15 protein-coding genes are annotated in these 19,384 nt (G+C 67.9%); 9 read left to right on the forward strand and 6 right to left on the reverse strand.

Annotated elements, in window-relative coordinates:
- Window positions 1-51 precede the first annotated feature (51 nt).
- The 3 genes from KZ686_RS22150 to KZ686_RS22160 all read right to left on the reverse strand — a co-directional run bounded on the left by KZ686_RS22150 (window position 52) and on the right by KZ686_RS22160 (window position 4,149).
- Entirely contained in the window at window positions 52-1,845 is a 1,794-nt protein-coding gene (locus KZ686_RS22150; protein WP_265633690.1) for a putative 2-aminoethylphosphonate ABC transporter permease subunit, read from the reverse strand.
- Window positions 1,842-2,951: a putative 2-aminoethylphosphonate ABC transporter ATP-binding protein gene (locus KZ686_RS22155; protein WP_265633691.1), complete on the reverse strand. Its 1,110-nt coding sequence runs from the start codon at window positions 2,949-2,951 to the stop codon at window positions 1,842-1,844. The genes KZ686_RS22150 and KZ686_RS22155 overlap by 4 nt, the downstream gene beginning before the upstream one ends.
- Window positions 2,952-3,117: 166 nt before the next feature.
- Window positions 3,118-4,149: a putative 2-aminoethylphosphonate ABC transporter substrate-binding protein gene (locus KZ686_RS22160; protein WP_407648570.1), complete on the reverse strand. Its 1,032-nt coding sequence runs from the start codon at window positions 4,147-4,149 to the stop codon at window positions 3,118-3,120.
- 310 nt (window positions 4,150-4,459) lie between these two features.
- Between KZ686_RS22160 and KZ686_RS22165 the strand changes: the two genes are divergently transcribed.
- The 5 genes from KZ686_RS22165 (at window position 4,460) to gdhA (ending at window position 10,570) form a co-directional block, all read left to right on the forward strand.
- A complete protein-coding gene (locus KZ686_RS22165; protein WP_265633693.1) occupies window positions 4,460-5,248 on the forward strand; it encodes a phosphonate utilization associated transcriptional regulator in 789 nt (262 codons plus the stop codon).
- Window positions 5,249-5,376: 128 nt separating this feature from the next.
- Complete coding sequence (phnA, locus tag KZ686_RS22170; protein WP_265633694.1) at window positions 5,377-6,666, forward strand: phosphonoacetate hydrolase; 1,290 nt, start codon at window positions 5,377-5,379, stop codon at window positions 6,664-6,666.
- Window positions 6,667-6,747: 81 nt separating this feature from the next.
- The gene (gene phnY / locus KZ686_RS22175; protein ID WP_265633695.1) at window positions 6,748-8,211 is read left to right on the forward strand and encodes a phosphonoacetaldehyde dehydrogenase; all 1,464 of its coding nucleotides are present in this window, start codon (window positions 6,748-6,750) and stop codon (window positions 8,209-8,211) included.
- 134 nt (window positions 8,212-8,345) lie between these two features.
- On the forward strand, window positions 8,346-9,101 hold the full coding sequence (locus tag KZ686_RS22180; protein WP_265633696.1) for a DeoR/GlpR family DNA-binding transcription regulator: 756 nt from the start codon (window positions 8,346-8,348) through the stop codon (window positions 9,099-9,101).
- A gap of 125 nt (window positions 9,102-9,226) precedes the next feature.
- Window positions 9,227-10,570 (forward strand): NADP-specific glutamate dehydrogenase, encoded by a 1,344-nt coding sequence (gene gdhA / locus KZ686_RS22185; protein WP_149316251.1) that lies wholly within the window; start codon window positions 9,227-9,229, stop codon window positions 10,568-10,570.
- 174 nt (window positions 10,571-10,744) lie between these two features.
- Here gdhA and KZ686_RS22190 read toward each other — a convergent pair whose 3' ends face one another.
- On the reverse strand, window positions 10,745-11,275 hold the full coding sequence (locus KZ686_RS22190; protein WP_223129670.1) for a hypothetical protein: 531 nt from the start codon (window positions 11,273-11,275) through the stop codon (window positions 10,745-10,747).
- 51 nt (window positions 11,276-11,326) lie between these two features.
- On the opposite strand from KZ686_RS22190, the gene KZ686_RS22195 reads away from it, so the two are divergent.
- Entirely contained in the window at window positions 11,327-12,829 is a 1,503-nt protein-coding gene (locus tag KZ686_RS22195) for an SDR family oxidoreductase (RefSeq protein ID WP_265633698.1), read from the forward strand.
- Window positions 12,817-13,290 (forward strand): DUF2269 family protein, encoded by a 474-nt coding sequence (locus tag KZ686_RS22200; protein WP_149316250.1) that lies wholly within the window; start codon window positions 12,817-12,819, stop codon window positions 13,288-13,290. Before KZ686_RS22195 ends, KZ686_RS22200 begins: the two co-directional genes overlap by 13 nt.
- Before the next feature lie 204 nt (window positions 13,291-13,494).
- Here KZ686_RS22200 and KZ686_RS22205 read toward each other — a convergent pair whose 3' ends face one another.
- On the reverse strand, window positions 13,495-13,890 hold the full coding sequence (locus KZ686_RS22205) for a hypothetical protein (RefSeq protein ID WP_149316249.1): 396 nt from the start codon (window positions 13,888-13,890) through the stop codon (window positions 13,495-13,497).
- Between the two features lie 201 nt (window positions 13,891-14,091).
- Between KZ686_RS22205 and KZ686_RS22210 the strand changes: the two genes are divergently transcribed.
- Window positions 14,092-15,384, forward strand: coding sequence for a hypothetical protein (locus KZ686_RS22210; RefSeq protein ID WP_265633700.1), 1,293 nt, complete (start codon window positions 14,092-14,094; stop codon window positions 15,382-15,384).
- A 105-nt stretch (window positions 15,385-15,489) separates the two neighbouring features.
- The gene (locus KZ686_RS22215; RefSeq protein ID WP_265633701.1) at window positions 15,490-17,724 is read left to right on the forward strand and encodes a hypothetical protein; all 2,235 of its coding nucleotides are present in this window, start codon (window positions 15,490-15,492) and stop codon (window positions 17,722-17,724) included.
- Here KZ686_RS22215 and KZ686_RS22220 read toward each other — a convergent pair.
- Window positions 17,694-19,313, reverse strand: coding sequence for a glucan biosynthesis protein (locus KZ686_RS22220; protein WP_265633703.1), 1,620 nt, complete (start codon window positions 19,311-19,313; stop codon window positions 17,694-17,696). The genes KZ686_RS22215 and KZ686_RS22220 overlap by 31 nt on opposite strands.
- Between the last annotated feature and the right edge of the window lie 71 nt (window positions 19,314-19,384).

A 19,384-nucleotide genomic window follows, 5' to 3' on the forward strand; every position in this document is an offset into this window, starting at 1 on the left:
ATCTCCTGGCAGGGGGGTGGCGGAGCGGGAATCGTGTGGTTGTGGTTGGGGTCAGTCGCGTTCGTCGGCGCCGCGCCAGGCCTGGGTGCGGCGCTCGAGCCAGCGCTGCAGGCCGTGGTAGGCGAGGCAGGCGCTGGCGCAGGTCAGCACGACCAGCGTCGCCATCGCGGCGGCCGGGCCGATATCGCCGGACTCGTCCAGATTGACGATCTCGACCGAGGCGAGCTTGGTATCGGTGCCGTACAGGAACACCACCGCGGACACGGTGGTCATCGCATTGATGAACAGGTAGCGCGAAATCTCGACGATCGCTGGCAGGCAGGCCGGCACGGTCACGCGCAAAAAGGTGGTGTAGAACGGCACCTTCAGCGAGGCCGAGACCGCCTCGAACTCGCCGTCGAGCTGCTTGAGCGCGGTCACCGCCGTCAAATGGCAGGACGCGTAGTAGTGGACGATGGTCACCAGCACCAGGATGCCCAGCGTCTGGTACAGGACGTTGAGCGGATTGGCCGCCGGCACGAAGAAGAAGATGTAGCCCAGGCCCAGCACCAGCCCCGGCACGCCCATCGGCAGCACCGCCATCAGCCGCACGAAGCCGCGCAGCCACGGGAGGCCTCGCGTCTTCTCCAGCAGATAGGCCGTGGTGAAGATGAAGACCGGACCGATCAGCGCGCAGGCCAGCGCCAGCTTCAGGCTGTTGAACCAGGAAGCAACGACGCCGCCTTCCACCAGGCCGACCCGGTAGTGGTTCAGCGACAGCGAGAAGTTGTAGGGCCACAGCTTGACGAAGGACGCGTAGATCGCCATGCCCATCACGGCCACCATCAGCGCCGCGACCAGCCAGCACAATGCCGCCATGGCGAGGTCAAAGCGGCGGCTGCGGCGGGGCACGTAGGGCACCGAGCGGGCCGACATCTGCGCCATCTGACGGCGCTGCACGCGCGCGTCGATGCAGTAGGTCACCAGCACCGGCACCAGCAGCATCAGCGCGACCACCGCGCCCTGCGAGAAGTCCTGCATGCCGATCACCAGCTTGTAGATGTCGGTGGCCAGCATGTGGAAGTTGCCGCCGATCACCTTCGGAATGCCGAAGTCCGAGATCGCGTAGGTGAACACCACCATCGCGGCGCTGACCAGGCCATAGCGCGCGGCGGGCACGGTAATCGTGAAGAACTTGCGCACGGTGGACGTGCCCAGCGCATCGGCCGCCTCGTACAGCCGCGCATCGGTCAGCGACAGCGCCGTGATCATGATCATCAGCGCGTGCGGGAAGGTCGCGAACACCAGCGCGCCGACCACGCCGAGCGGCCCGTAGATCTGCAGTTCGCCCATATAGGGCTTCAGCAGCCCCTGGTTGCCAAACCAGAAGATGAAGGAGATCGCGGCCAGCAGCGACGGCGCCAGCAGCGGAATCAGCGCGAGATTGCGCAGCAGGCCCTTGGCGCCGATGCGGCTGCGCGTCAGCGCGTAGGCGAAGGTGAACGCGAGCGGCACCGTGATGGCGGTGGCCAGCGTCGATACCCAGACGCTGTTCCAGACCGAGTGCCACAGCGCGGGCGTGGCCAGGTACGTGCGGAAATGCGCAATGCCGGCCAGCGTGCCGTCGCGGTTCTGCACGCTCTTGGCCAGGATCATCACGATCGGCGCCAGCACGAAGCACAGCAGCGCCAGCGCGGCGGCCCACAGCAGCGCGTGGGCAATGCGGTCGGTCCAGTGGGTACGGACCGCACCGAAGGGGATGCCGGGCGCGGCGGAAGGGGATAGCGGCGGCACGGGCGGGGCCGACGGAACGGGCGGAAGGGGCGGAACGGGCGGCACGGTCGCCTTGGACAGGAGCAGGCTCATGGCTGACGGAACACTCGCAGGCGGTCGGCGGGAATGGCTAGGCGCAGCGGATCGCCCGCGCTGGGACGCAGTTCGTGCATGTCGTTGAGCGACAGGTCGGCATAGAGCGGCACCGACGCGCCGGCACCGTCCGCCAGCTTCAGGGTCAGCCGCGAAAAGGCGCCGAGGAACTCGATCTTGTCGACGGTGGCATCGAGCACGTTTTCGCCCTGCTGGTCGCAGCCGCGCACGCAGACGTCCTCGGGCCGGAAGAAGATCTGCACGGTGTCGTCGGTGCAGCAGCCCGGCGGCGCGATGCATTGCAGGCGCCGTTCGCCCAGCCTCAGATGGCCGTCGCTGTCCACGGTCGCCGGCAGCATATTGGTCTTGCCGACGAAATCGGCGGCGAAGGGCGTGGCGGGGCGCTGGTAGATCTGCGCCGGCGTGCCGATCTGCTCGATCGCGCCCTGGTTCATCACGACGATGCGGTCCGCCATCGACAACGCTTCCTCCTGGTCGTGCGTGACCAGGATGGTGGTGATGTTCAGCCGCTGCTGCAGCGCGCGGATCTCGCTGCGCAGTCGCACCCGCACGCGGGCATCCAGCGCGGACAGCGGCTCGTCGAGCAGCAGCAGGCCCGGCGAAGTGGCCAGCGCCCGCGCGATCGCCACGCGCTGCTGCTGCCCGCCCGACAACTGGCTCGGGTATTGCGCGCCGCGCTCGGGCAGGCCGACCAGCGTCAGCAGTTCGGCCACGCGCGCACGCCGCTGCTCGCGCGGCATGCGGCGATTGACGAGCCCGTAGGCAACGTTGTCCGCCACGGTCAGGTTGGGGAACAGCGCATACGACTGGAACACGATGCCGTAGTCGCGTTCCATCGGCGGCAGCGTCGAGATATCGCGGCCCGCCTGCAGGATGGTGCCGGCGGTCTGCGATTCGAGGCCGGCGATGATCCGCAGCAGCGTGGTCTTGCCGCAGCCGGACGGGCCGAGGAAGCACAGCAGCTCGCCCTCGCGCACGTCGAGGTCGATATGGCGCAGCGCGGTGAAGCCGTCGGCGCCGCCGAACCGCTTCTGGATGCCTTTCAGGCTCAGATAACTTTCGTGCCGGGTGGGGGACGTGGTCATGGATGTGGGCTCCATCGAGTCGGACGGGGGCGCGCGTCTGGTGAATGCGTCTTGTGGTTGCGGCGGGTGGTTGCGGCGGCTGGGTGCGGCGGTTGGCTGCGGCGGTTGGCTTCGGCGGGCGGCGGCGAGTGGCCGGCCAGCGCGATGCCCTGCTGCCTGCCGCTGCTTACTGCTTCTCCGCCTTGGCGCTGTAGCGCTTCTGCCATTCGGCCAGCACGCGCTCGCGGTTCTTCGCGATATGGCTGAAGTCGTTCCTGACCAGCATCTTTTCGTAGTCGGCCGGAATCGTCTCGATCTTGCGGGCCACGCCGGGGTAGGCCACGATGGCCCAGTCGCGCGCGAACAGCTCGTTGGCTTCCTTGCTGGCGAGCCAGTCCAGATAGCGCTGCGCGGCCTCCTGCTTTTTGGTGCCCTTGACGATGGCGGCGGCCTCGATGTCGTAGCCCAGTCCTTCGCGCGGGAAGATGATGTCGATCGGTGCGCCCGCTGCCTTGGTCTTGTGCGCGCGCAGCTCGAACGAGATGCCGATCGGGAATTCGCCGGCGCCGGCCTGCTTGCACGGCTTCGAGCCGGAATGCGTGTACTGGGCGATGTTCTCGTGCAGCGCGTCCATGTACTTCCAGCCTTCCTGCTCGCCGAACAGCTGCAGCCACGCGGTCACGTCGAGAAAGCCGGTGCCCGACGAGGCCGGGTTGGGCATCACGATCATGCCCTTGTAGATCGGCTTGGCCAGGTCGCGCCACGTTTCCGGCTTCGGCAGGTTGCGCTTTTTTGCTTCGATGGTGTTGAAGCACACCGTCGCGCCCCAGACGTCCAGGCCGAGCCACGAGGGCGGCGTCGCCTTGTCGCTGTAGTCGCGCGTCAGGCGTTCGAAGCCCTTGGGCGCATAGGGCTGCAGCATGCCTTCCTGCTTCAGCAGCTCCAGGCTCGAGGCGGCCAGGCCGGCGATCACGTCGGCCTGCGGGTTGGCCTTCTCGGCCAGCGCCTTGGCGGTGATCACGCCGGTCGAGTCGCGGACGTACTTCAGCTCGATATCGGGCGCGACCTTGGCGAACCCCTCGGCGTAGGGCTTCAGCGTCTCGGTTTCCCAGGCGGTGTAGACGGTCAGCGTGGTCTTCTGCGCGAATGCGGCGCCGGCCAGAAGAAGGGCGGCGCTGGCGGCGAGGGCTTGCTTGGCGAGTGTCATGGCGGTTCTCATTGTGGGGCTCCTTGCGGCATTGTATGTGCTGAGTTGTGTCAATTTGGTGAATTAGTTGCAGTGCGTGGCCAGACCCGTGCACCACCGTGAATCACCTGAAACCCTTGTGCAGCAACGCTTGCAAGACATATGCCCAAACGAACTCGCGCAGTCTCCCCGATTTCGCGCTCGTCGGCGTCTTGGTTTGTTGACAATATACAAACCGCTTGCTTTAATCGCAACCAGGAAATGCACGCACGCCAGCCGGGCCCAAAAGACGGTGGAAATGAATGCGCGGCGCGTGCACCGCCATCCCGTGCCAGGAGTCTTCATGTCCCGCCAAGCGCCGCTGTCGAGCGAAATCCAAATCCTGCAGAGCCAGTCGCTGACGTCGCTGGTGCAGCGTGAGCTGGAGCGGCGCATCACCGCGGGAGAGCTCGCGCCGGGAGACAAGCTCAACGAGATCGAGCTGGCCAGCGAGCTGAACGTGTCGCGCGGTCCGGTGCGCGAGGCCTTTCGCGCGCTGGAACAGACCGGGCTGCTGCGTACCGAAAAGAACCGCGGCGTCTTTGTCCGCTCGGTCTCCCTGCACGAGGCGGACGAAATCTATGCGCTGCGCGCCGTGCTGGACGAATACGTCGGCCGGCAGCTCGCCCAGCGCATCACGCCCGAGGCGCTGCGCGAACTGCGCGCGATGATCGAGGCGCTGGGCGCCGCCAGCGCGGCGCGCGACCTCGACGAATATGCGCGGCTGAACTTCGCCTTCCACGATCGCATGGTCGAGCTGGCCGGCAACGGCAAGCTGCTCGAGACCTATCGCCGCCTGGTCAAGGAATTGACGCTGTACCGGAGGGAAGCACTGTCCGCCGCGCCGACCGCGATGCCGACCTCGACGCGCGAGCATCGCGACATCGTCTCGGCGATCGCCTCGCGCGATCCGGAGCTTGCCGGCCGGCTGATGCGCGAGCACGTCGAGCGCGGCCGTGCGCGGCTGCATGCGGCGGTGCAGGGCCACGCCGGGGCCGGCACCGGCACTGACGCCGGCACCGGCATTGACGCCGGCACCGGCACTGGCTCCGACGCGACATCGGAGGCCGCTGCGCCGCCGGGCGCCGCCTGATCCAATCCATCTGCAGGCGCGGGCCCCCGGCCGCGCGCCTGCCGGCCCTTACGCTCCTTACACCCCTTACAGCCCTTACGCGCCTGTCCCTTACGACTCTCACGACTTTTTCCGCACAGGACCCCGACATGCCCGCCCCTCGCTCCGACTCCTCGCCCGGCAAGCCCGCCGTGACCGTCAACCAGCGCACCTACCGATGGATGCAGCAGCCCGTGGTGGTGGTCTGCGTCGACGGCTGCGAGTTCGACTACCTGGAAGCCGCCGCCGCCAGCCGTAGCGCGCCGTATCTGCAGCGGTTGCTGGCCGAGGGCGCGGCGTTCCGTGGTGCCTGCGTGGTGCCGACCTTCACCAACCCGAACAACCTGTCGATCGTCTGCGGCGCGCCGCCGTCGGTGCACGGCATCTGCGGCAACTACTTCTTCGATCGCACGGCCAACGGCGGCCGCGGCGAGGAAGTGATGATGAACGACCCGAAGTACCTGCGCGCCGGCACCATCCTCGCGGCGTTCGCCGAAGCGGGCGCCAGCGTCGCCGTGGTCACGGCCAAGGACAAGCTGCGCCGGCTGCTTGGCCATGGGCTGCGCGGCATCTGCTTCTCGTCGGAGAAGGCAGACCAGGCCAGCGTGGAAGAGAACGGCATCGACAACGTGCTGGAACTGGTCGGCATGCCGGTGCCCAGCGTCTACAGCGCGGAGCTGTCCGAATTCGTGTTCGCCGCCGGCGTGCGGCTGATGGAGACGCGGCGTCCCGATCTGATGTATCTGTCGACGACCGACTATATCCAGCACAAGTTCGCCCCGGGCTCGGACGGCGCCAACGCCTTCTACGCGATGATGGACCGCTATCTGGCGCGGCTCGACGCGCTGGGCTGCGTGGTGGCGCTGACCGCCGACCACGGCATGAACGCCAAGCATGACGCGCACACCAAGGCGCCGAACGTGATCTTCCTGCAGGACCGGCTCGATGCCTGGCTCGGCCGCGGCGTGGAGCAGGGCGGGGCGCGCGTGATCCTGCCGATCACCGATCCCTATGTCGTCCACCACGGCGCGCTCGGTTCGTACGCGACCGTCTATCTGCCCGACGATGCCGACGCCAGCGACGCCGCCGCGTTGAAGTCGAAGCTCGGCGATATCGAGGGCGTCGAAGCGGTGCTCGACAATGCCGAGGCCTGCGCGCGCTTCGAGCTGCCGCCCGATCGCGTCGGCGATCTGGTGGTGATCAGCGGCAAGCATGTGGTGCTGGGCACCAGCCGCAGCCGCCACGACCTGAGCGGACTGGACGCGCCGCTGCGGTCGCACGGCGGCGTGTCGGAGCAGACCGTGCCGCTGCTGTTCAACCGTCCCACCGCCGGCATTCCGGGCAAGGCGGTGATGCGCAACTTCGACATCTTCGACGTCGCGCTGAATCATCTGCATTGATCCGGCCCGGCCCGGCCCGGCCTCGGCTAGGCCTGGCCTGGACCGCATCGCCCCTTGCCTGCACCTCACGGAGCCCCGAACATGAACGCCCCCCAGTTTCCCGCCGCCTCTGTCAGCCCGCATTTCCGCGCCGAAGCGCTGCGCATCGACGGCGAGAAGGTCGTGCGCGACCGCGTCATCGAAGTGCGCAATCCCTACGACGGCACGCTGGTTGGCACGGTGCCGAAGGCGACCGTCGAGGACGTGCGGCGCGCTTATACGGTGGCGCGCGCCTATCGCTCGACGCTGACGCGCTACGAGCGCGCCGCGATCCTCAATCGCGCCGCGGCGCTGCTGCGCGAGCGCACCGAGCCGGCCTCGGACCTGATCACGCTCGAATCGGGACTGTCGAAGAAGGATTCGCTGTACGAGATCGGCCGCGTCGCCGACGTGCTGAACTTCGCCGCCAACGAGGCGCTGCGCGACGACGGCCAGATGTTCTCGTGCGACCTGACGCCGCACGGCAAGAAGCGCCGCGTGATGACGCAGCGCGAGCCGCTGCTGGGCGTGATCACCGCGATCACGCCGTTCAATCACCCGATGAACCAGGTCGCGCACAAGGTCGCGCCGTCGATCGCCACCAACAACCGGATGGTGCTCAAGCCCTCGGAGAAGGTGCCGCTGTCCGCGTACTACCTGGCCGATCTGTTGTACGAAGCGGGGCTGCCGCCGCAGATGCTGCAGGTGCTGACCGGCGATCCGGCCGAGATCGCGGACGAGCTGATCACGCATCCGGCGGTGGACCTGATCACCTTCACCGGCGGCGTGGCGATCGGCAAGTACATCGCGGCCAAGGCGGGCTACAAGCGCGTGGTGCTGGAGCTGGGCGGCAACGATCCGCTGATCGTGATGGACGACGCCGACCTCGACCGCGCCTCGGACCTCGCGGTGCAGGGCTCGTACAAGAATTCCGGCCAGCGCTGTACCGCGGTCAAGCGCATGCTGGTGCATCAGGCCGTCGCCGCGCGCTTTACCGAGTTGGTGGTCGAGAAGACGCGGGCGTGGAAGTACGGCGACCCGATGGACCGCGGCGTCGACATGGGCACGGTGATCGATGCGCAGGCCGCGGCGCTGTTCGAGGCCCGCGTCAACGAGGCGGTGGCGCAGGGCGCGCGGCTGCTGATCGGCAACCAGCGCGACGGCGCGCGCTATGCGCCAACCGTGGTCGATCGCGTCGATCCGGCAATGACGCTGGTGAGGGAGGAAACCTTCGGCCCGGTCTCGCCGATCATCACGTTCCGCGATATCGACGAGGCCATCCGCATCTCCAACGGCACGGCCTTCGGCCTGTCGTCCGGCATCTGCACCAACCGCATGGACGACTTCACGCGCTTTGCCAACGAACTGCAGGTCGGGACCGTCAACCTGTGGGAGGTGCCCGGCTACCGCATCGAGCTGACGCCGTTCGGCGGCATCAAGGACTCGGGGCTGGGCTACAAGGAGGGCGTGCAGGAGGCCATCAAGAGCTTCACCAACCTGAAGTCGATCACGATGCCGTGGGGGTGAGAGCGGTGAGAGGGGCCAGGTGAGAGGGGGCAGGGTCAGAGGTGCGTGCGCAAGCGGCGTGCGCGGTCGCCGCTGCCGTCCTGTCACAACGCTCCGCTAAAATCCCCGCACCTTCCACAAGCCTCGGAGCTCCCGTGCTGGCCGAACAACGGCAGAAATACATCCTCGACCAGCTGGCCGCCAGCGGCGCGCTGCAGATCAGCCAGTTGGTCAGCGAGCTCGACGTCTCGCGCGAGACCATTCGCCGCGATCTCAATGCGCTGGCCGCGCGCGGCCTGCTGACGCTGACCCACGGCGGTGCGCTGGCGTCGAGCCGGGCCGAGGCCGATACCCAGACGCGGGCGGCCGTCAATGCCGAGGGCAAGCGCGCGATCGGCGTGCGCGCCGCCGAGCTGGTGCCCGACGGCGCCTCGGTGATCATCGACTACGGCACCACCACGCATGCGGTCGCGCAGGCACTGCTGGGCCACCACAACCTGCTGGTCTATACCAACGACCTGTCGATCGCGCTGCTGCTCGGCCGCCGCAACGGCAACCGTGTGGTCGTGCTCGGCGGCGAGCTGCAGGACAACGAGGACGCCACCAACGGCTGGGACACGGTCGAGCAGCTGTCGCGCTATCACGCTGATTTCGCCTTCATCGGCATCGGCGGCATCAGCAACGATGGCGAGGTCAGCGAGTATTCGCGCCCGGCGGCCGAACTGCGCGGCCGGATGCTGCTGTCGGCCAGCGTGCCCTGCGTGGTGGCGGACCATACCAAGTACGGCCGCCACACCGGCGTGCAGGTCCGGCACTTCGACAAGGCGGCCTATCTGATCAGCGACATGGCCCCCGAGGCCCCGCTGGCCGAGGCGCTGAAGCGCCGCGGACCGGCGCTGCTGATCGCCTGAATTGGCGGCCGGAACGGGCAGTTCCGCATTTTTGCGCTGCGGGTCACAACACTTTTGACTGTCGAATTTCACCATTTCGGTGCTAAAGTCGCGCTCCGACTCAAGAAAATTCGACAGAGACAGCTGTGAGCCTTCCGACCCTCGATGCCTTCCTCGCCGGCGTGGCCCGGCGCGATCCTGACCAGCCCGAGTTCCAGCAGGCGGTCAAGGAAGTGATGATGACCCTGTGGCCGTTCGTCGAGCGCAACCCGCGCTACGCCGACCAGGCCCTGCTGGAACGGCTGGTCGAGCCCGAGCGTGTGATCCAGTTCCGCGTGGCATGGACCGACGACCAGGGCAAGGTGCAGGTCAATCGCGCCTTCCGCGTGCAGCACAGCTCGGCGATCGGCCCCTACAAGGGCGGCATGCGCTTCCATCCGACCGTCAACCTGTCGGTGCTCAAGTTCCTTGGCTTCGAGCAGACCTTCAAGAACGCACTGACGACGCTGCCGATGGGCGGTGGCAAGGGCGGTTCGGATTTCGATCCCAAGGGCAAGTCGGACGGCGAGGTGATGCGCTTCTGCCAGGCGCTGATGACCGAGCTCTATCGCCATCTCGGCGCGGACACCGATGTGCCGGCCGGCGATATCGGCGTGGGCGGCCGCGAGGTCGGCTTCATGGCGGGCATGATGAAGAAGCTGTCGAACCAGTCGGCCTGCGTCTTCACCGGCAAGGGCCTGGCCTTCGGCGGCAGCCTGATGCGTCCCGAGGCGACCGGCTACGGCACCGTCTATTTCGCGCAGGAGATGCTGCACCGTACCGGCCGCGACTTCGACGGCCAGCGCGTGCTGATCTCGGGCTCGGGCAACGTCGCGCAGTACGCCGCGCAGAAGGCGATCGAACTGGGCGCCAAGGTGCTGACCGTGTCCGACTCGGGCGGCGTGCTGCACTATCCGGAAGGCATGAACGACGAGCAGCTCGCCGCGCTGATGGCGTTCAAGAACGAGGAGCGCGGCCGCCTGTCGGACTTCGCCGAGCGCCAGGGCCTGCGTTTCGAGGCCGGCCGCACGCCGTGGCATGTGCCGGCCGATATCGCGCTGCCGTGCGCGACGCAGAACGAGCTCGATGGCGAGGATGCCAAGCGGCTGCTGGCCAATGGCGTGTTCTGTGTGGCCGAGGGCGCCAACATGCCGTCGACGCTGGAGGCGGTGGACCATTTCCTTGCCGCGCGCATCCTGTACGCGCCGGGCAAGGCCAGCAATGCCGGCGGCGTCGCGACGTCGGGCCTGGAGATGTCGCAGAACGCGATGCGGCTGTCGTGGCATCACGCCGAGGTCGACTCCAAGCTGCACTTCATCATGAAGGACATCCACCAGAACTGTATCCATCACGGACGCAAGGACGACGGCTACATCAACTATGTCGAAGGCGCCAATATCGCCGGCTTCGTCAAGGTGGCCGACGCCATGCTGGCGCAGGGCGTGATCTGACGCTCTTGACGCTCAGGTCGGGCGCGCCGGCGATGTAGCTTCTTACTCGCGTCTTGCCCGTGTCGCCGCGGCGGCGCTTGCGGCGTGGCAATTCTGCAAGCCCGTGTAAGAACGCGCCGCCGGCGCCAGCGATACCGCACGGCACAGCGGGCCTTCGGGCCCGCTTTCTTTTTGTCAGTCGGTACCCGCCGACGGCGCCGAGGCCGGAATGGCTCTTGCATCTGGGCCCTGGCGCGGCCGGCATAGCGTGACCAGCGGCAGCGCGAGCCCGAAGGCGACATAGACAAGCGCCAGCGACCACGGCGAGAGCCGCCGCTCGAAGCCCGGAGTCAGCCGTTTCGGCGTCAGGCGCAGGTCGACCACGCAGGCCGCCGCCGCGACCGCGAGGCCGGCCAGGATCGCCGCCGCGGGCCTCTGCCGCTGCGGTGAGCGGCCCACCCAGGCTTCGTAGAACGCGGCCCAGAATACCGACATCGCATGATGGATCACGTATCCCACCGCGGTATAGCGCCACGCCGGACCATTGGCATGGATCGCCCGATCGCCCCAGACCCAGTGGCTGACGGCATTGACCGGCGCGAGCGTGTCGCGGCAATCGAAATGGCCGGCGCAGGCCAGGGCGATGGTGGACAGCGCGCTGGCGCTGGTGCCGGAGACCAGGCTGCGGCCAACGAAATCCTTGATGGGGCTCATGTTGGCGCTCATGTCGGTTCCTCGGAACGGGATGCGGCGACCGGCGGCACCGCGCGTCCCACGGTGCTGCTGACCGGCGCCAGCGGTTTCATCGGCGCCGCGATTGCCGCGGCGCTGGCGCGGGCCGGCTGCCGGGTCCTCTGCGGCGTGCGCGATCCGGCGAAGGCCGCGCGCGACCTCGGCGCATGCGAATTCCGTGCCGTCGATTTCGGCGCGCTGACCGACGCGCAGGCATGGCTGCCGCTGCTGGGCGGCGTGGACGTGGTCGTCAATGCGGTCGGCATCTTCGCCGAGCGCGGCACGCAGACCTTCGAACTGCTGCATCGGCGCGCGCCGATCGCGCTGTTCGCCGCCTGCGCGCAGGCCAACGTGCGCGCGGTGATCCAGATCTCGGCGCTGGGCGCGGACGAGCAGGCCACCACGCCGTACCACCTGAGCAAGAAGGCCGCCGACGATTTCCTCGCCGGCCTTGGCCTGCCCGCGGCGATCCTGCAGCCCTCGCTGGTCTACGGGCCGGGCGGGACCAGCGCGCGGATGTTCGGCACGCTGGCGACGATGCCGCTGCTGCTGTTGCCCGAGGGCGGCAGGCAGCGCGTGCAGCCGGTCCATCTGGACGATGTGGTGGCCGCGATCGTGCGGCTGGTAATGATGGCCGGAGACAGCGACGGCGGCGGTCCCGGCGGTGGTTCTGGCGGTGGTCTCGGTGGTGGTCTCGGTGGTGGTCGCGGTGTTGGTCCCGGCGGTGGTCTCGGTGGTGGTCGCGGCGGTGGTCCCGGTTGTGATTCCGGTGGTGATTACAGCGGCGGTCGCGGAGTCGGTCGTGGAGGCGATCCCGGGAGCGATCCGGCAATGCGGCCGGATTGGCCGCAGGGACGCATCCCCGTGGTTGGACCGACGGCCCTGAGCCTGGGGGACTACCTTGCCGAACTGCGTCATGCGCTGGGGCAACCGGGCGCGCTGCGCGTGCTGCCGGTGCCCGACGCGCTGGTCCGCGCCGGCCTGCCGCTGATGACGCGGCTGGCGCCGGGGCTGCCGTTGAACCAGGACGCATTGGCGATGCTCGCGCGTGGCAATACCGGCGACCCCGCGCCGATGCATCGGCTGCTTGGCCGGCCGCCGCGTGCCGTCGCCGAATTCGTGCCGGCGCGCTGGCGCGAGGCCGCGCGCACGCAGGCCGTGCTCGGCTGGCAATTGCCGATATTGCGCACCGCCGTCGCGCTGGTCTGGATCATCACCGGCATCGTCTCGCTGGGGCTCTATCCGGTCGAGGACAGCTATGCCTTGCTGGCACGCGCCGGCGTACCGCAGGCGCTGCGGCCGCTGGCGCTGTACGGCGCGGCCGGGCTCGACCTGTTGTTCGGGCTGATGTGCTTCGCGCCCCCGCGCTGGCGCTTTCCATGGATCTGGGCCGCGCAGGCCGCGCTGATCCTCGGCTACACGGCGATCATCAGCGTGCGGCTGCCAGAGTTCTGGCTGCATCCCTATGGTCCGCTGACCAAGAACCTGCCCATGTTGGCCGTGTTGTGGCTGCTGGGTACGCTGGAGCGCAAGCGATGGACTACATGATCGTCAAATGGATCCACGTGGTCGGCAGCACGCTGCTGTTCGGCACCGGCGTGGGCAGCGCCTTCTATCTGCTGGCCGCCACGCTGACGCGCGACAGCCGCGCGGTCGCGGTGACCTCGCGCCATGTGGTGATCGCCGACTGGCTGTTCACCGCCAGCACGGCGATCCTGCAGCCGGTGACCGGCTACATGCTGATGCGCATTGCCAATTTCTCGTGGGAGCTGGCGTGGCTGCGCGTGTCGATCCTGCTCTATGTGGTCGCCATCGCGTGCTGGCTGCCGGTGGTCTGGCTGCAGATGCGGATGCGCACCGTGTCCGCCGCCGCGGCAGGCGCGCAGGCACCGCTGCCGCCGGCCTACTGGCGGTACTTCCGCTGGTGGTTCGCGCTCGGTGTGCCGGCGCTGTTCAGCTTCCTGGCGATCTTCTATCTGATGATCGCCAAGCCGGCCACGCTGTTCTGAGGGCGTGCCGACGGGGTGACCGGCTTCAGCGTGTGCCAGTGACCGACGTCCGCGCGCGTCAGTGACGGCCTCCGCGCGCGTCAGTGGCTGGCCTCGGCGCGCGTCAGTGGCCGGCCTCGGCGCGGCAAGGGGGCGACCCACAGCGCGCCCGTGGCCGCTACAGCGTGCGCCCGCGGCGAGTTTCGGCGCCCCCTTGGACCGGCTTCAGCGTGCGCCGCTCTCGCGCGGATCGGTGCTGGGCTCGCGCGCCTGATCGATTGCGGCACCGCCGCTGCCCTTGCGCTCGCGGCCCTTCAGCGGCGCCTGCGGCGGCGACGGCGCGGCGCCGGAGGCCTGCGTGCGTGGCGAAGGCTCGTCCTTGCCACCGGGCGCGCTGGGCATCGGATCGCCCAGCTTGCCCAGGCCGCCCGGATTCGAGCGGATCGCTTCACCTTCGCGGGTCGACGGCTGGGTCACCGCCTTGGGCTGGCGCGACATCTGGCTGCCGCTGCCGCGTTCGGATTCGGTCGGCACATTGGCCGGCTGCGCAGCGGCGGTGGTCGCCCACGCCGCGCCGAGCGCCAGCAACGCGGCGCAGACACCATGTCGATGGAACAGCATGATTTCTCTCCTCGCAGGGGGATGTCGACATGGACAAGCACAAGACGGGCCAAGATGACTCCCTCAAATCTAAAGTGTAGGGATCGAACTTAACGGTTCGGTAACACTTCGGCCAACACTCCTGATCAGTATCGGCGAGCGATCCGGTACTGGGCACCGCCGGGCCTGGCGGTTCGATCGATCCCTTCGTCAGGAGCCATCATGACCGGCACGCCTACCGCCTTTTCCACTGCCATTTCTCCCGCGGTCGCTGACAACCGGCTGCCGTTCGAGGCGGACACCATTGCCCCCGGCAACCCTGCAACGATGGCCGTGCAGGCCGGTGGAAGCGCCGTCCGCGTTCGATGTCACTCTTTGCCGACAAGGCAGTTTCCATCGCGGTCGTCGGCGGACCGGGTTTCGGGCGCATGGCAGGCGGTTGTGTCGCTCCTGAACCGTCGCAATGCGCAGGCGACGATGAAGCGGTGCGCCAGTTCGGAATGGCCAACGGCGCCGGACAAGCCTCGCCGTTCCGATGGCGACATCTGCCCGGCGGCGGCAGACCCGCCCCCGCAGGCGGCACCACGGCAGCGCGCATCGCCGTCTCTGTTGCTGGAGCTTCCCTTTGAATTGCTGTGCGAGGTGCTGGCGAGGGTTCCGGCGGGCGACCGATATTTCGCGTTCGGTGGATCGCCGCTGTCCGCGACTTGCAGGTCGTTTCATCTGGCGTGCAACACGATATCGGCGATGCCTCAATACCGGGACGAAGACGCCATCGCACGGCGTATCGCGGGCATGCGGCACTCCGATCAGATCCTGTCGACGACGGAGGCGCTGACGACACAGCCGCCCTCGATACGGGAGTGGGCCATGAAAGCGGTCGTCTCGATGACGCGCGCCATGCCGCCGGAGGACAGGCGGTGCCTGGTGGTCGAGGCGCTGGAACAGGCGCGGCAACATTCCGAGTCGTGGGCCCTTGAGTTGATGCGCTACTTCGCTCGATGGATACCGTATGGCGACACCCCGTCTCTTGACATGTTGACCGAATCCGCCGTTCGGCTGGTCCCCGGCAACGATGAGATCCGCTTCGCCAGAGCGCGCGTGCTCGCGCAGCTGGCCCAAAGAATCGACCCCGCCGACCTGCCCGGATCGGTCCGGCGGTGGGAAACGATCTACCAGGCAATACCGCCCGATGCGCGCCACGAGGACTATGTCGCGCTGCGCGCGCTGCGTCAGGCCCTGAGCCATCTCAGCAACGACTTTCAGGCCGCCTTCACGATGGGGGATCCAACGGACCTGCTGATCGGTTTGCTGTCCCGGCTGGCCAAGACGCGCGCAGCGGGACCGGAGCCCTGTATGGCTGCCTGCAGCGACGAAGAACTCGACCTTCTGCCGCCGCCGCTATCCGACCCCGGCCGCCGCCCCGGGCCCCCGCCCGACCGGCTGCGAGCCTATGCCGGCGTCAAGCCCAAGGCCATACCCCACGCCGATCGATTGCCTGCCCATATCCCGTAGCGCGTGCGGGGTCGGGAACGCGCGGCCAAGGCGATCCCAACGCGGCGGCCAGCGCGGTCCGGACATTCGCCTGTCATGAAGAACCGCTGATCACTGGAGGAGGCCATGCCGATCAACGCGTGTGGTTCTGTCGTTCGCGAGACGCAACGGGAGGCGTTCCAGCCGGACGTCTCTACCGGAAATCACAGTGCTGGCGCCGCAATGGGCGACACCACGGTACGGCGGTCGCATGGACTGTTGCAGCCGGAGCGGGCATCTAGTTCGCGGGTGGAACACGTCGCCGGACATCGCGAACCGATCGGCGGTGCATCCGGCGAGCAGTGGCCTCCGGGCTTCGCGACGCATGCAAGGCTGGCCCAGGCAAGGGAATGGCACCTGCTCAATGAAGTGACGTACGCGATCTGGGGAGGCGCGACGACAGGTCGGGCGGGACTCCAGGTCAGCGCGTTCGCCACCGGGAAATTCGATACGCTCTCCATCACGTCTCTTGCGCCGGCCACCAGCGAGGCCGGGGTCGCGGGGGCTGTCTTTGCCATCGTGGAAGCGGCCGGGGTGCTGCATCTGACATGGAAAGCGGGCAGAAAGAAGGTGGAGCTGGACGAATGCAAACGGCAAAACGCGCAGGGTCATGCCCACTTCGTCCAGCGCCATGCCGAGCGCCAGCGCCGGATAGGATGGCTGCTCGCCCGGCAACGGGCACTGGAAGGGACGTTGCCGGGTTTGCCGGCGTCCGAGTCCAGCGATCAGCGACCGCATGCCGGGCTTGTGGCCGATGACAAGGCTTCGGCAGCGATGCTGGCCGATGTCGCGCTCGAACTGCGGGACGTGAGGATTGGGCTCGAGAAGCAGGCGCTGGATCTCGTCGAGGACCTCGAACACTACATCCTGTACGAACAGGCGGCGAACGAACTGGGGCAGGCGAATGACAATATTCGTGCACTGGGCGTGGCCACCGCGCGGGACGTCGTCATTCAGCTGGGCGGCAGCGCCTGCACCGTTGCATCTGCGGTCGGAAAGGCCGGCGTTCCGGGTGTGGAGCTCGCGCCGGTCGGTGTCGCCGGTGGCGCGTTCAGCGTGGCGATGGGTGCCCTGCATATGGCCGCCGGTTTTCTGAGCTGGTATCAGTCCGCGCGCCGGCTCGACGATATCCGTGCGGCTCGTGGTCGCGGCTCGAACTGGTTGACATCGGACTACCGACGGCAGCGTGCGGCCGCCATCGCCGATGCGTTCCACGAGACGCGCAGCGAGATGGCCTTCGGTACCCCGAATTCACAGGCCGACGGGGCGGCACTGCAATCGGCGGAGCAGACGCAACGAATGCAACAAGCGCTTCAGCCGGGTCCGTCCAGACGGGCGGACATCGAACGTGCCAACGAGCTGGTCGACATCCTGATGCATCACCGCGAGCAGGCGTTTCAGACCATCGAATCGGCGGAGCGGCGCAAGATCTGGTGGTCGAGGTTGCGCACGATATACGGTGCGGTTTCCGTTGGCATCGGTGTGGGCGCAATCCTGGCCACGACGGCATTCGGCCTGATTCCACCGGTCGGCATCATCGTGGGCGCCGTCGCGCTGCTGGCCGGTACGGTGTGGCTGCTGATCGCCTGTGTACGCCTTTATCAGGACCGGCGCGCTGGCCGTGCGGAATCGGCGCGAGACGAACAGGCTCGCGCGCAAGTCGGACACTTCGTCGAGGCAAAACGCGATGCCACCGTGGACGACATGCGGAACAACCGCTTCCTGGCCATCGACGTGTTGCTGCGAGCCTTGTTCGATCACGAGCAGCCCGTCGCCAGAGGCGTACTGTGGGAGGTCCTGGCCGCGCTCGAAATGGATCGCGCCCTGATTCACGCACTGGAGCTGCGATCGTCGGTGCGGCTCGACAGCGTCTACGCGGATGACCGCCGTACCATGATCGAAAGGGCGCGGTGCTGCGCCTCTGCCATCGACGAGGCGGCGCTGAAGAAGGTGATCGAAGGCATGAGCCTGCGTAGCGACGACGCGATGCTTGCGCTGTTGCGGCAGCTGTTTCAGGACTTCATCGAAGGCAAGACGCCGATGCGGCTGGAGTACCAGCGCCGCACGGGGTTCTTTGCGTATCTGGCCGGGCAACTCCCTGCAGGTGTCCGCAGCAGGTTGGGGCTGGGCAGTCGCCCCGCCGCACGGCCCGCGCCAGCGCTCGCGGTGACGGTGCAGGCAAGCGAAGCGACGGAGCGGACCGCCCTGATCGCGGAGCCGGACATGCCGATGCTGGTCGAGCCTTCGCCGGTCGCCTTCACTGACGCGGTGAGGGCGACCGGCCCGTCCACTCAGACGTTCGTCCGGAACGGATGGTACTGATACAGCCACGTCTCCGACAGCGGCTTGCCGTTCAGACGCAGGAACAGCCGCATGTCGACCGGCTCGTCGCCGTCGACGGTCAGGTCGAACTGCGCGCGCCAGTGGCCCGGCACGCCGTTGGGCACGGCCTCGGTGAAGATGTACGAGAACTTGCCGCGCGAGGCCCACAGCACGGCCTCGGGCTTGGTGCCGAATGGCAGGCCTTCGAGCGGTGCGCCCTTGAACTCGACCATGAACTTGCGCACGCCCGGCGGGCGCGGCTGGCCGGGCTGGCCGCCGTTGCCCATGCGCGTGGCCACGCAGCGGGCCAGCGGCGTGGGATAGGGTTCGTCCGCCAGCCAGTGCAGGCGGTAGCGCAGGCGATAGGCGTTGCCGGCCCTGGCCGGCGCCTTCGGCACCCACATCGCGACGATGTTGTCGTGAATCTCGTCGTCGGTCGGGATCTCGATCAGCTGCACGCTTCCCGCGCCCCAGCCCTCGCGCGGCTCGACCCACAGGCTCGGCCGGCGCTCGTAGAAGACGCCGTCCTGGTAGTGGTCGAAATTGCGGTCGCGCTGCAGCAGGCCGAAGCCGCGCGGGTTGTCGTCGCCGAAGGCGGACGCGATGGTGCGCGGCGGATTGTTCAGCGGGCGCCAGATGCGCTCGCCCGCGCCGGTCCACATCGCCAGCCCGTCGGAGTCGTGCACCTCGGGGCGCCAGTCGACGCCGGTGCGCTTGACCGACTCGGAATACCAGAACATCGAGGTCAGCGGTGCCAGGCCCAGGCGCCCGACGTCCTTGCGCAGGAACAGCGCGCAGTCGACGTCCATCACCACGCCCTTGGCGCGCTGCATCGTGAAGCGGTAGGCGCCGGTGACGCTGGGCCCGTCGAGCAGCGCGTGCACGGTGACGGTATCGCTGCCGTCGCGCGGCGCCTCGAAATAGAAATGAGTGAAGGAGGGGAATTCCTCGGGCTTGTCCGGCTGCGCGACATCGACCGCGATGCCGCGCGCCGACAGGCCGTACTGATAGAGCTCGCCGATCGCGCGGAAGTACGAGGCGCCAAGAAAGGCGACCCAGTCGTTCTTGCGCCAGTCGAGCTTCTTCTGGTCGCCGAGCCGGCTCTCCTGGAAGCGAAAGCCGGCGAAACCGCTGCCGCGCGGCAGCTTGCGCGCCGGGCTGTTGGCCGGCATGTCGAAATACGACTCGTCGTAGACGATCTCGCGGGCAGTGCCCCCCGAACTTGCGCCGCCGGTCTCGACAAGATGCATCCGGACCGGCACGCGGAAGAAGGTGCCCAGGTGGAAGAAGGTCACCGGAAACTGGCCGGGACCGTCAGCAAAGAGCGCATCGTCGGTGCGATAGCGGATCTTGCCGTGTTCCTCGTAGTCGATGCGGGCCAGGATGTCGGCCGGCGGGGAGGGGGGCGCGACATACGGCCGGCCTGCCATGGTGCGGGCCAGTTCGACCAGGCCCTCGTGGGTGAAGGGTTGGCCCTTGGCCAGTTTGATGCGGCCGGCGGCCAGAGCGGAAGCGGGAATGCCCAGTGCGGCGAGCGCGGCAGTGGCGGCGGCGGAGACCAGCACGGTCCGTCGGTTCATTTTCGGCATGCGGTGAATCGGCGTCTGGCGCCTTCAATGAAGTTGCAGAAAAGACGCCCGCTGGCGCAAAAAGTTCGACG

This window comes from Cupriavidus cauae, from assembly GCF_026210475.1.
In the GTDB taxonomy this organism is placed as follows: Bacteria; Pseudomonadota; Gammaproteobacteria; order Burkholderiales; family Burkholderiaceae; genus Cupriavidus; species Cupriavidus cauae.

Coding starts and splice junctions, on each gene's coding strand:
- KZ686_RS22150 (WP_265633690.1), bottom strand. CDS start 1,845: ATGAGCCTGCTCCTGTCCAAGGCGACCGTGCCGCCCGTTCCGCCCCTT.
- KZ686_RS22155 (WP_265633691.1), bottom strand. CDS start 2,951: ATGACCACGTCCCCCACCCGGCACGAAAGTTATCTGAGCCTGAAAGGC.
- KZ686_RS22160 (WP_407648570.1), bottom strand. CDS start 4,149: ATGAGAACCGCCATGACACTCGCCAAGCAAGCCCTCGCCGCCAGCGCC.
- KZ686_RS22165 (WP_265633693.1), top strand. CDS start 4,460: ATGTCCCGCCAAGCGCCGCTGTCGAGCGAAATCCAAATCCTGCAGAGC.
- phnA (WP_265633694.1), top strand. CDS start 5,377: ATGCCCGCCCCTCGCTCCGACTCCTCGCCCGGCAAGCCCGCCGTGACC.
- phnY (WP_265633695.1), top strand. CDS start 6,748: ATGAACGCCCCCCAGTTTCCCGCCGCCTCTGTCAGCCCGCATTTCCGC.
- KZ686_RS22190 (WP_223129670.1), bottom strand. CDS start 11,275: ATGAGCGCCAACATGAGCCCCATCAAGGATTTCGTTGGCCGCAGCCTG.
- KZ686_RS22200 (WP_149316250.1), top strand. CDS start 12,817: ATGGACTACATGATCGTCAAATGGATCCACGTGGTCGGCAGCACGCTG.
- KZ686_RS22205 (WP_149316249.1), bottom strand. CDS start 13,890: ATGCTGTTCCATCGACATGGTGTCTGCGCCGCGTTGCTGGCGCTCGGC.
- KZ686_RS22210 (WP_265633700.1), top strand. CDS start 14,092: ATGACCGGCACGCCTACCGCCTTTTCCACTGCCATTTCTCCCGCGGTC.
- KZ686_RS22215 (WP_265633701.1), top strand. CDS start 15,490: ATGCCGATCAACGCGTGTGGTTCTGTCGTTCGCGAGACGCAACGGGAG.
- KZ686_RS22220 (WP_265633703.1), bottom strand. CDS start 19,313: ATGCCGAAAATGAACCGACGGACCGTGCTGGTCTCCGCCGCCGCCACT.